Origin of the sequence: Campylobacter sp. 2018MI34 (assembly GCF_016598975.1) — a bacterium.
In the GTDB taxonomy this organism is placed as follows: domain Bacteria; phylum Campylobacterota; class Campylobacteria; order Campylobacterales; family Campylobacteraceae; genus Campylobacter_D.
Genome location: NZ_JAENKS010000033.1, coordinates 1 through 11070, shown reverse-complemented (window position 1 = coordinate 11070; position 11070 = coordinate 1). Strand labels below are relative to the sequence as shown.

10 protein-coding genes and 1 pseudogene are annotated in these 11070 nt (G+C 28.5%); 1 reads left to right on the top strand and 10 read right to left on the bottom strand.

Features of this window, described 5'->3' with window-relative positions:
- Window positions 1–169: 169 nt before the first annotated feature.
- The 9 genes from JG676_RS07315 to JG676_RS07275 all read right to left on the bottom strand — a co-directional run bounded on the left by JG676_RS07315 (window position 170) and on the right by JG676_RS07275 (window position 8241).
- Window positions 170–340, bottom strand: coding sequence for a hypothetical protein (locus JG676_RS07315; protein WP_200169330.1), 171 nt, complete (start codon window positions 338–340; stop codon window positions 170–172).
- A gap of 1 nt (window position 341) precedes the next feature.
- Window positions 342–677 (bottom strand): chaperone NapD, encoded by a 336-nt coding sequence (locus tag JG676_RS07310; protein WP_200169329.1) that lies wholly within the window; start codon window positions 675–677, stop codon window positions 342–344.
- A complete protein-coding gene (locus JG676_RS07305; protein WP_200169328.1) occupies window positions 674–1591 on the bottom strand; it encodes a WD40 repeat domain-containing protein in 918 nt (305 codons plus the stop codon). The genes JG676_RS07310 and JG676_RS07305 overlap by 4 nt, the downstream gene beginning before the upstream one ends.
- A gap of 3 nt (window positions 1592–1594) precedes the next feature.
- Window positions 1595–2116 carry a nitrate reductase cytochrome c-type subunit gene (locus JG676_RS07300; protein WP_200169327.1) on the bottom strand — a complete coding sequence of 174 codons (522 nt, stop codon included), beginning with the start codon at window positions 2114–2116 and terminating at the stop codon, window positions 1595–1597.
- Window positions 2116–2898, bottom strand: a complete 783-nt coding sequence (gene napH, locus JG676_RS07295) for a quinol dehydrogenase ferredoxin subunit NapH (protein ID WP_200169326.1) — start codon at window positions 2896–2898, stop codon at window positions 2116–2118. Before napH ends, JG676_RS07300 begins: the two co-directional genes overlap by 1 nt.
- Window positions 2895–3641 (bottom strand): ferredoxin-type protein NapG, encoded by a 747-nt coding sequence (gene napG, locus JG676_RS07290; protein WP_200169325.1) that lies wholly within the window; start codon window positions 3639–3641, stop codon window positions 2895–2897. The genes napH and napG overlap by 4 nt, the downstream gene beginning before the upstream one ends.
- 5 nt (window positions 3642–3646) lie before the next feature.
- Window positions 3647–6415 (bottom strand): periplasmic nitrate reductase subunit alpha, encoded by a 2769-nt coding sequence (gene napA / locus JG676_RS07285; RefSeq protein WP_200169324.1) that lies wholly within the window; start codon window positions 6413–6415, stop codon window positions 3647–3649.
- A 205-nt stretch (window positions 6416–6620) separates the two neighbouring features.
- A complete protein-coding gene (gene flgG, locus JG676_RS07280) occupies window positions 6621–7412 on the bottom strand; it encodes a flagellar basal-body rod protein FlgG (RefSeq protein ID WP_131186330.1) in 792 nt (263 codons plus the stop codon).
- A gap of 16 nt (window positions 7413–7428) precedes the next feature.
- A complete protein-coding gene (locus tag JG676_RS07275) occupies window positions 7429–8241 on the bottom strand; it encodes a flagellar hook-basal body protein (protein ID WP_200169442.1) in 813 nt (270 codons plus the stop codon).
- 143 nt (window positions 8242–8384) lie between these two features.
- Between JG676_RS07275 and rpoD the strand changes: the two genes are divergently transcribed.
- Window positions 8385–10256, top strand: coding sequence for an RNA polymerase sigma factor RpoD (gene rpoD / locus JG676_RS07270; protein ID WP_325099554.1), 1872 nt, complete (start codon window positions 8385–8387; stop codon window positions 10254–10256).
- Between the two features lie 149 nt (window positions 10257–10405).
- On the opposite strand, the pseudogene JG676_RS07265 reads toward rpoD, so the two are convergent.
- A pseudogene (locus JG676_RS07265) lies at window positions 10406–10573 on the bottom strand (DUF2972 domain-containing protein); the annotation flags it as partial.
- Between the last annotated feature and the right edge of the window lie 497 nt (window positions 10574–11070).

Sequence of the window (11070 nt, the reverse complement as noted above, 5' to 3'; positions counted from 1 at the left end):
TGTTGTATGAGTGTTTTAAGCATCATTTGATAATTTTTTTATAACTTTAGAAATTACAAAAATAAAATTAAATAATTTTTGAAATAAAAAATTAAGGGATTTAAAAAGTAGATAAAATTTAAATTTTCAAATTTATATTTACTAAAAAATATAAAATTTAAAGATTAAATTAATTTTCAGTATTAAAAAGTTGCTTTAAGTATTCTTGTTTTAAAGAGTTATTTACTTCTGCTTTTATTTCTTTTTGTTCCTTTATGGCTAAATCTTCATCAGAAAAATATAAATAATCAATTCCAAAAATTACAGCAAAAAATATAAGCAAAGGGATTAAAAAAATCATTTTAAGATAATCTCCTAAAAATACTTCCATAATACTCTATATTTTCCGCTTTTTCATTTTTTTCTATAGTTTCTATGGCACCACTATTGATAGCTTTTTGTATATCGTCATCTAAATCTTGATAAGAAAAAACCATACTGATGCTAATTATATTAGAAAGTTTTTCAAGCTTTTTATAAGAATTTAACTCATCTTCTAAATTTTCACTTTCTATAACTACTATAATTTTACCATTTTCACTCATTTCAACTGAACAATTTGGAACTTGATTGATATCTTGTATCAATTTTTCTTGATTTTCTTCTTTTGTTAAAATTAAAACACTAGAAAGATTCATTTTAAACTCCTAAATAAAAGTATATTTGAAAATCCAGAAAGAATAAAATTTTTATTATCTATAAAAATTATATTTTCAACGCTTAAATTTTCATTATCAAAAAAAGTTAGCTGTTTTAAAGTATCTGTGCCAAAGACCTTTGTTTTATTGTCATTATTATCACTAAAAACAGCAATTTTACCATCAGGACTTAAAGAACAAGCATAAATTAAAAAATTTTGTTGTAAAAAATTTTCTTTATTGTTTTTTATAATGCCTATACGTCTATCAGTAGAACAACTTAAGATAATATTTTTTTTAAAATCTATTTGATAGATATTGTCTTTGTGAATTTGTTTATATTTGTACAATACTTTCCATTCTTTTAAATCAAAAAGTTCTATTTCTCCACTTTCAAAACCTAATGCCAAAATACTCTTATCTTCATTAAGTTGCAAATTTCCTAAAGCTGATTGTGAAAATTTAAATTTTTTTAATAAAGTTAAATTTTTTATATCAAAAAGATAAATTTCAGAACTTATTGAAGCTATGAGAATGGTATATTTGTTAATAAAAAAAACTTTTCTTATATCATTTAATTGAATTTTTTGTTTTGTGAGTTGTTTGTCTTTATAAACAAATAAATCTTTTTTTCCATAACTTCCTTCACTTAAAATCAATAAACTGTCTTCTAAAGAATCTATATCATAAATTTGAGAAAAACTTTCATCATAATAAGTTTTGATCTTAGGTAGAATAAAAAGCTTTTTTAATTTATCGTTTTTTAAACCAAAAGAGAAAACTTCGCCTTTGTCGGTTCCAATATATAAAAAATCTCCATTTTTTTTTAGAGAACTTATATTTGAACTTAGTTTTATCTCATAAGAAAAAGAATAAAGTATAAAAAAAGTAAGGATAAAAAATATCCTTACCATATTTTATTTAACTCCTTCATTGATTACATCAATTAGGTTTGATTTTTTAAGTAAATCTTTATTTGTAAAGTCTGCTTTAAAAGTATTTCCCACTATAGGTTTAGCATCACTTTGTGGCACGTGGCATTGAGTACAATTAAATCTTGTATCGCTGATAACATCGCCTGTATTTTTATCGTGTCTAAAATCATAATAGTGAGTTGGAGGGATCGGAGTAGCACCAACATCTGCTGCTATAGCTTTATCATGACAACTTAAACACGAATTGTTATCTTTTGTAATAGGCAATAAATCTTCTACAGAATGCGGGATCAATGGAGGTGCATTCTCATAAGATCTATCATAAACGCTAGCTTCTCCTGGTTGAGCTGCACTATAGTTAATATCTGCTAAAACAACTTTATTTTCATTTTCTAAACTTGCTTTTCTAAGCCCAATTTGCTCTGAACTTATACCGCTATTGATTCCGCAGGCAACCAAAAATAAAGCTGCAGCAGTTGAAACTAAAAATATTTTCTTTTTCATTATTTTTTCCTTAAATCGAATATATTAAAATTTAAAGCATTATCATCGCAAACTTCTATACATCTTGCACATCGTATACACTCTCCTGAAGTTACACTAGAACTTTCTTTTGTTATCATCCATAAAACTTGTTTTTCTGGACATATATTGATACAACGATAACATTTAGTGCAATTATCTACATTATGCTTTATTTTTAAAATCGCAAAACGAGAAATTACAGCATAAAAAGCTCCCAAAGGACAAATATGAGAGCAAATAGCTCTAGGACTTAAGAAAGTGTCTATGCAAAAAATGATAAAAGCAACAAAAATCCAAGAAGTTCCACCAAAAATAATTCCTCTATGTATAATGCCTATATAAGAAAAATTTTCAAATACAGGTAAAGAGAATATAAAAGATAAAATCAATACTAAAACTAAAATAAAATAACGCAAATTTTTATTTAAAATTAAAAATTTACTTGTTTTAAAATTTAATTTTTGACGCATAAAAGCGGAAAAATCTGTAATTAAATTTATAGGGCAAACCCAAGAACAAAACGCTCTACCTAAAAATACTCCATAAAGTATAAAAACCACCAAGGCACCTAAAAGCATAGTTATATCTATACTTAAACTCGCTAAGAAAATTTGTAAAATAGCAAAAGGATCGCTTAAAGGAATAGTTGAAAAAAGAACAGAAGAACTTAAATTTCCATTTAATATAAAATGAGTACTAGTAAAACTAAAAAGAACTAAAATTGCAATCTGAGTAAAACGTCTTAATATTAGATATTTCATAACATTTCCTCATTATTAAGATAATCTTGTGCTTTGTTTTGATCTAATTTTTTTTCCTCATTGCTTTCATTTAAACGTTTTTCATCTTCTTTATCCCAACCTTTAACATAATGAGATCCTGCTTTACCTAAAACAAATTTTCTTGGCAAAACTCTAATGGCTGGTTCTTGTGTAATGCAAGCAAGCTCACAAAGTCCGCAACCTACACAAACTTCATGATCTACGATAGGTAATAAAAAAGCATGTTTTGCTGTGCGTTCATTTCTCTTAAATTCAAGCTTTAAAGCCTTATCAATCAAAGGACAAGCTCTATAACACGCATCACATTGAATCCCCCAATGTGCTACACATGAAGCACTATCGATAATAGCTATACCCATTTTAAGTTCATAAACCCCATCTTTTTTTTCAAGATACTTTTTATCTAAAGCATCTGTAGGGCATTCTCTAATGCAAGGTATATCTTCGCATAAATAGCAAGGAATTTTTCTTGCTTCAAAAAAAGGTGTTCCATTTTGGGGTGCATCAAGTAAAGAAGCAAGTTTTAAGGTATCATAAGGACAAGCATTAACACAAAGTCCGCAACGAATACACTTTGATAAAAATACTTCTTCATCATCTGCACCTGGAGGCCTAAGATAATATCTATCTTTGGCATTTAAAGCTAAAGTAGCTAAAAAACCACCTCCGGCACAAAGGCACAAATTTTTAAAGCTTTTTATGAAAAATTCTCTTCTTTGCATTAAATTTAAGCCTTAGTAATTTTAACCGCACATTTTTTATAATCGGTTTGTTTTGATAATGGACAAGTAGCGTCTAGAGTTACTTTGTTGATATAAACATTCTCATCAAACCAAGGCACATAAACAAGTCCAACAGGTGGTTTATTTCTACCTCTCATATCTATACGTGCTTTTACTTTACCACGACGTGATTCTATCCAAACTAAATCACCTTGATTTAAAGATAAATTTTTTGCATCTATTTCATTGATATAGCAAAGTGCTTCAGGAACAGCTCTATAAAGCTCAGGAACACGCATAGTCATAGTTCCGCTATGCCAATGCTCAAGTACCCTACCCGTTGCAAGCCAGAATGGATACTCTTTGCTTGGTCTTTCAGGAGCTTTCATAAATGGTCTAAAGAAAATTTTTGCTTTATTTTTAATGCTATATTTTTTATCATCTTTTGGAGCGATTAAATCACCCTTAGCAAGCATTTTGTCAAATTCTCCATAGAAAGCAAAATCAGAATTTGGAGCAGCTTTTTTTGCATAATAATCAAATTTAGTATTAAAACGCCATTGTGTTTCTTTTCCATTAACAACTGGCCATCTTAATCCTCTTACTTTATGATAAGTGTCAAATTCTGCCAAATCGTGACCATGACCTAAACCAAATTTGCGGTATTCTTCCCAAAGATATTTTTGAACGAAAAATCCATAACCTTTAAATTCTTTACCATCGCTTCCTATGATATTTCTTTCATCACCTTTTGCATCAGTATTGTCAAATCCTTTGGCTACTTCATCTTCTGTGCTAAAACCTTTAGCTTCAGCATTTGCAAAAAGAACATCATATAAAGTATCTTCTTCGTTATATCCCATATTTTTAGCATCTTCTAAAACACTTGGCAAGGTTAATTTATCATCTACTTTTTGCTCTTTCCATACTTCTTTGAGTTTAAATCTTTTTGCAAATTCCATAATTTGCCAAGTATCACTCATAGCTTCACCTACAGGTAAAACTTGTTGGCGCCAATGCTGTGTTCTTCTTTCGGCATTACCGTAAGCACCCCATTTTTCATATATCATAGCGCTTGGTAAAATTAGATCAGCTACTTTTGCTGAAATTCCAGGATAACAATCACTTACTACAATAAAATTATCCATATTTCTTGCTGCATCGATCCAGTGATTTGCATTGGCAGTATTTTGCCAAGGATTATTTACTTGAACCCAAATGAATTTTATTTTTCCATCTTCTAAATTTCTCATTATATCAACAAAAGGAGAACCTGGTTTTGGATTGATAGTTTTTGCAGGAACTTTCCAAATTTTTTCTGAAATTTCTCTATGTTTTGGATTTGCAACAACCATATCTGCTGGCAAACGATGTGCAAAAGTTCCAACTTCTCTAGCTGTTCCACAAGCACTTGGTTGTCCTGTTAAAGAAAATGCTCCGCTTCCAGGTTTTGATTGTTTGCCTAGTAATAAATGCACCATATAAGCTTGCTCATTTACCCAAGATCCACGCGTATGCTGATTAAAGCCCATAGTCCAAAAACTTACTACTTTGCGATTTTTTTCAATATATAAATTTGCTAGTTGTTGAAGTTTTTTCTTGAAATCTTCTAAAGATTCATTATCATCACCTTTTGAAACTTCTGCAACATAATCAAGTGTATAAGGGCTTAAAGCTTTTTTAAATTCTTCAAAGCTAATTTCCCAATTGTCACTAGCTTGAGCTCTATGTTTCATATAGAATTTATCGCCTTTTTTAACACCAAGATAAGCAAGTGAAGTTGCTTCTTCATCATCTAAAGTGATCACATTTTCTTTTTCAACTATATCTTTTTCTGATTCTTTAAATTTTGGATGATTTGGATCATTTCTCATACCATAACCAATATCAGTATATCCTGTAGCAAAAACACAATGTTTATCAATAAATTTCTTATCTATTGCTTCTGGATGATTATATACAATTTCTCTAGCAATAAAATTCCAAATTGCTAAATCTGTATTTGGTTTAAAAATAATTTCAATATCTGCTATATTTGAAGTTCTATTAGAATAAGTGCTTAAATTTACTATTTTTACTTTATCAAGATTACTTAATTTTCTATCACTTACTCTTGACCAAAGAATAGGATGCATTTCAGCCATATTTGCACCCCAAGTTATAATAGTATCTGTTAATTCTATATCATCATAACAACCTGCAGGTTCATCTATACCGAAAGTTTGCATAAATCCAATTACCGCAGACGCCATACAATGTCTTGCATTTGGATCGATATTGTTTGTTCTAAAACCAGCTTTTGCAAGTTTTAATGCAGCATATCCTTCTTGAATAGTATATTGACCACTTCCAAATATACCTATACCACTAACACCTAATTCGTTGTAAGTTTTTTTAAATTGCTTTTCCATTTCATCAAAGGCTCTTTGCCAAGAAACTTGTTTAAATTTACCTTTTTTATCAAATTCGCCTTTTTCATTAACACGTAATAAAGGAGTAACTAATCTATCCTCTCCATACATAATTTTTGCATTAAAATAACCCTTGATACAATTAAGCCCTCTATTAACTGGAGCTGCTGGATCTCCTTTTGTAGCCACTATTTTGCCATCTTTTCTAGCAATCATAATTCCACAGCCTGTTCCACAAAATCTACAAACTGCTTTATCCCATTTCCAATTTTCTTCATTAGAAGCAAAACTAGGAACACTAAGCCCTGCAACACTTGCAGCACTTGCAATAGCGGTGTTCTTAATGAAATCCCTTCTATTCATTATTTCCTCCAAAAAATTTAAAGATAAAAGTTTTATTATAGTTTATGCTTAATAAAAAAAATATTAATTTAGTAACTAAAAGAAATAATTTCAAAATATCTATTTAGGATATTTTGAGTCCTAAATAATTGATTTAAATAATAATATTTAATAAGCAAGAAAATTTCCAAATAATACAAATAACTATTTGGAAATTTTTAAAATATTAACGTTTGAGTTGATTAACAATGCTTAACATATCATCGCTTGTTGTAATAGCCTTTGAACCTGCCTCATAAGCTCTTTGACCTGTGATAAGATCTGTCATTTCTTCAACAAGTTGAACATTGCTAAGTTCAACAAAACCATGTTTAATTTGTCCTAAGCCATCTTGACCAGCAATTCCAGCAACTGGAGCTCCACTTGCACCCGTTTCTAAGTAAAGATTATCACCTATTGAATGAAGTCCTGCAGGATTGATAAATTGCACAAGCTCTACTTGTCCAATTTGGGTTTCTTGTTGCTCTCCTGGAAGCATAACAGAAACTGTTCCATCTGTAGCAACATTGATCGCAATAGCTCCTTCTGGAATAGTCATTTCAGGTAAAAGTCTATATCCATCTGAATTTACTATATTTCCTTCATTGTCTTTAGTAAATTGTCCATTTCTAGTATAACCTATAGTTCCATCAGGAAGTTGCACTTGAAAAAATCCATTTCCCGCAATAGCCATATCTAAGCCATCTGTACTAGTGGCTTTAAAACTTCCTTCTGTAAAAATTTTAGTAATTGCAGTTGGACGCACACCAACGCCCACTTCTATACCAGAAGGAGAAAGAGTAGTAGCAGAAGTTGAAGTTCCTGCATACTTCATAGTTTGATACATAAGATCAGCAAATTCAGCTCTTGATTTTTTAAATCCAACTGTATTAACATTTGCAATATTATTTGAAGTAACATCAATTTGTGTTTGCTGTGCTATCATACCTGTAGCAGCAGTGTGAAGTGATCTCATCATAGTTTTATCCTTTTATTTATTTAACGCTTGCAAGTTTATTGATAGCATCTTGGTTTAAATCATCCATATGCGCTGTCATAACTTTTTGATACATTTCAACCATTCTATTGGCCTCTATAAGACTTACCATTTCGGTTACAGGATTTACATTTGATCCTTGAGAAAAACCTTGTCTTATCGCATTTGAATTATCTAAATCTCTAATTCTTGTTAAATCATCGATTTTATATACATTATCGCCATCTTTTTGTAAAGCTCTTATATCATCTACTTGAGCAATAAACAATCTTGAGTTTTGATTCCCATCAACAGAAATATTTCCATTTTTATCAACATTGATATAATTTGCATTTTCATTTACTTTAATCCACGCATTTTGGGGATTGTTAAAATAATTAGAATTTAAAACTTTATAACCTTGTTTATTTACCAAATAACCCTCATCATCAAGCTGAAAATTTCCATCTTTTGTGAGTCTTACTTCGCCATTATTTGTTTGCACTAAATAAAAAGCATCTTCTCTAGTTATTGCAAGATCTAAAGGATTATTAGTAGTTTTTAAAGAACCCATTGTAAAATCTGTATATTCTTGATCAATTTGAGGAACTCTATCGATCGTAGTATTAGCAAATCTTGAAGCATCTCTTGTATGATTTTGTATAGGCAACTCATCTTGAGTTTCTTTAAAAATCCTTTTAAAATCTGCAATAACAACATCATCTCTTTTATAACCACTTGTATTAATATTAGCAAGATTGTTTGTAATCACATCTAATCTATTAAACTGTGTTACCATACCACCGGTTGCTTGATAATATCCATTTTGCATATTTTCACCTATATTTTTAATTTTCAAAAAATGTTTAAGCAAAGAGTGTTCCAAAAAATTTTTCAAAATTTAAATGATATTAATACAATATAAATTTTTAAGAAATTTTTAGCTAAAATATTAAATTCAATGTAAAAACTGAAATAAGGAAATTAATGAGCGCAAAAACCCAAGAAGCAGAATTAGAAGAGCTATTTAAAGAAAATGAAAAAGATTATATTACTTATGAAAAATTAGTTAAATATCTTTCAAAACAACCCAACGCATCTATAGCCAAAAAAATACAAACTTTGATCAAAAAATATAAAGTTCAACTTTTTTCAGCAGCTGAAATTGCTCAGATTAAAAATATAGAAGATGCTAAAAGATTGCAAGAAGAAAAACAAAAGCTTCAAGATACAAGCTTGGAAAGCGAATTTGATTTAGCAAATGAAAATGATTTATTGGAATGGAGTAGATCAGATTCTCCTGTGCGTATGTACTTAAGGGAAATGGGGCAAATTGCTCTGCTTAGTAAAGATGAAGAAGTAGAAATCTCTAAAAAAATAGAACTAGGCGAAGATATTATAATTGATGCTTTTTGTTCTGTTCCTTATTTGATTGATTTTATCTTAGATTATAAAGAACCTCTTATCAATAGAGAAAGAAGAGTAAAAGAACTTTTTAAAAGTTTTGATGATGATGATAAAAATGATGATAAAAATGATGAGCTTGAAGAAGATGAAGAATTAGAAAATGAAAATGATGACAAAAATAAAAAAAATAAGAAAAAAGAAGATGAAAGAACTTTAAAAGTTATAGAAAAATTCAAAGCCCTAGAAAAAGCAAAAAAAGATTGGCTTAAAGTGAGTAAAACAGACAAGGAAAGCAATAATGATGAATTACTTGATAAATTAAGCATTGCTTTTAAAAAGAATATTCTCAAAGAAAAACTTATGGATTTAGGCCCTACTTCAAAACTTATTTCAGAGATTGTAAAGTCAATGGAAACAGCTCTTAAGAGTGATGAAGAATTTGATAAGGAGCTTAAACGCTTAGAATATCGCTTACCAATGTTTTCAGAAGAACTTAAGACACGTCATGCAAATATTTTAAAAGATATTACAAAATTAAGCAAAGAAGAAATTGCTGAAAAATCACTAGAAACTACCATGGTTAGCACATATATGGAAATAAAAAAACTCTTTCAAACTAAAGAGGCTAGTAAAAAAGGATTTGATCTTGAAAAAAATCATCTTAAAGAAATTTTAGAACAAATTAAACGTGGAAAGAAAATTTCAGACGAGGCTAAAGCAAGAATGGCTAAATCAAATTTACGTTTAGTGGTAAGTATCGCAAAACGCTATACAAATCGAGGATTGCCTTTCTTAGATCTTATACAAGAAGGTAATATAGGTCTTATGAAAGCTGTAGATAAATTTGAATATAAAAGAGGTTATAAATTCTCAACCTATGCTACTTGGTGGATAAGACAAGCTATATCAAGAGCAATTGCCGATCAAGCAAGAACAATTAGAATTCCTATACATATGATAGAAACTATTAATCAAATCAATAAAATCATACGCGAACACTTACAAAAAAATGGCAAAGAACCTGATGTAAGCATCATAGCTAAAGAAGTGGGTTTAAGTGTAGATAAAGTTAAACAAGTAATTAAAATCACAAAAGAACCTATATCATTAGAAGCTCCTATAGGCAATGAAGATGATGGAAAATTTGGAGATTTTGTAGAAGATAGAAATTCACTCTCTCCTATGGATCATATTTTAAAAGATGATTTAAAAGAACAAATTGATGAAGTTTTAGATCAGCTCAATGATAGAGAAAAAGCTGTCATTCGTATGCGTTTTGGCTTAATGGATGATGAGAGCGATAGAACTTTAGAAGAAATTGGTAAAGAACTTAATGTAACTAGGGAAAGAGTGCGTCAAATAGAAAGTTCAGCTATTAAAAAATTAAAACACCCTAAAGTTGGAAGAAAACTTAAAAATTATATAGAAGGATGGAAATAATTTTTTCATCCTTTTGTGCTTTAAATTATTTTTATATATTTTTATTATATTAATTTCATATTTTAATCTAGTCTTTTAAATATCCAATTATTTTTAATTTAAAATATCTAAAGTTTGTTACTTCAAAAATTTTATTTTTATTTAATTTTTTAATCTTCCCCATCTAATTCTTTACACATCTTTTCAAATTCTTGATAATACTTCCAAGACTCAATTATATCAGGGCGTTGTTGTTTAATATGGATTAATTCTTTATCTAATATAGCTTTTAATTTTTGTCTTAAATTAACGTTTTCTTTAAAATAATTTAAAATATCATTTGCATTACACAACTTAAGTTTTTAAATATTTTATAATAATGATTTAAAAGAGATATAACAATAAAATTTGAATTTTTAAAATCTTGCTATCTTATAAAATAATAACTTTTCTTAATAAAAATATTTAAAGCTATAAATGAAATCATCCTTTTAAATATTTACAAAAACTAATAAATATAATTTTAAAAATATTTAAATTTTTATAAGATTATAGCTTGATTTTTGTTATTAATAAATTTTCAGTTTAGAATATTTTTAAAGATATTTTAGATAAATTGTATTCTAATAATATAAATTTATTTTTAAAAAATAACCATACAGTCAGTCTCAAAAGACTAATTATTTTTACAATTTGTAAAAATTTAATTTAAACTCTAGTCTGACTCATTAGCTTATCTAATCTATCCATTATATTATTTACATAAGAATTTATACTTTCATTACTTGCTTTCCAACCATTAGCTTTTGCTTGATTAAATTCTCTATCAAACCAA

Bases quoted from the DNA above. Each gene is read 5' to 3' on its own strand.
- JG676_RS07315 (WP_200169330.1), bottom strand. From the start codon at position 340: ATGATTTTTTTAATCCCTTTGCTTATATTTTTTGCTGTAATTTTTGGA.
- JG676_RS07310 (WP_200169329.1), bottom strand. From the start codon at position 677: ATGAATCTTTCTAGTGTTTTAATTTTAACAAAAGAAGAAAATCAAGAA.
- JG676_RS07305 (WP_200169328.1), bottom strand. From the start codon at position 1,591: ATGGTAAGGATATTTTTTATCCTTACTTTTTTTATACTTTATTCTTTT.
- JG676_RS07300 (WP_200169327.1), bottom strand. From the start codon at position 2,116: ATGAAAAAGAAAATATTTTTAGTTTCAACTGCTGCAGCTTTATTTTTG.
- napH (WP_200169326.1), bottom strand. From the start codon at position 2,898: ATGAAATATCTAATATTAAGACGTTTTACTCAGATTGCAATTTTAGTT.
- napG (WP_200169325.1), bottom strand. From the start codon at position 3,641: ATGCAAAGAAGAGAATTTTTCATAAAAAGCTTTAAAAATTTGTGCCTT.
- napA (WP_200169324.1), bottom strand. From the start codon at position 6,415: ATGAATAGAAGGGATTTCATTAAGAACACCGCTATTGCAAGTGCTGCA.
- flgG (WP_131186330.1), bottom strand. From the start codon at position 7,412: ATGATGAGATCACTTCACACTGCTGCTACAGGTATGATAGCACAGCAA.
- JG676_RS07275 (WP_200169442.1), bottom strand. From the start codon at position 8,241: ATGCAAAATGGATATTATCAAGCAACCGGTGGTATGGTAACACAGTTT.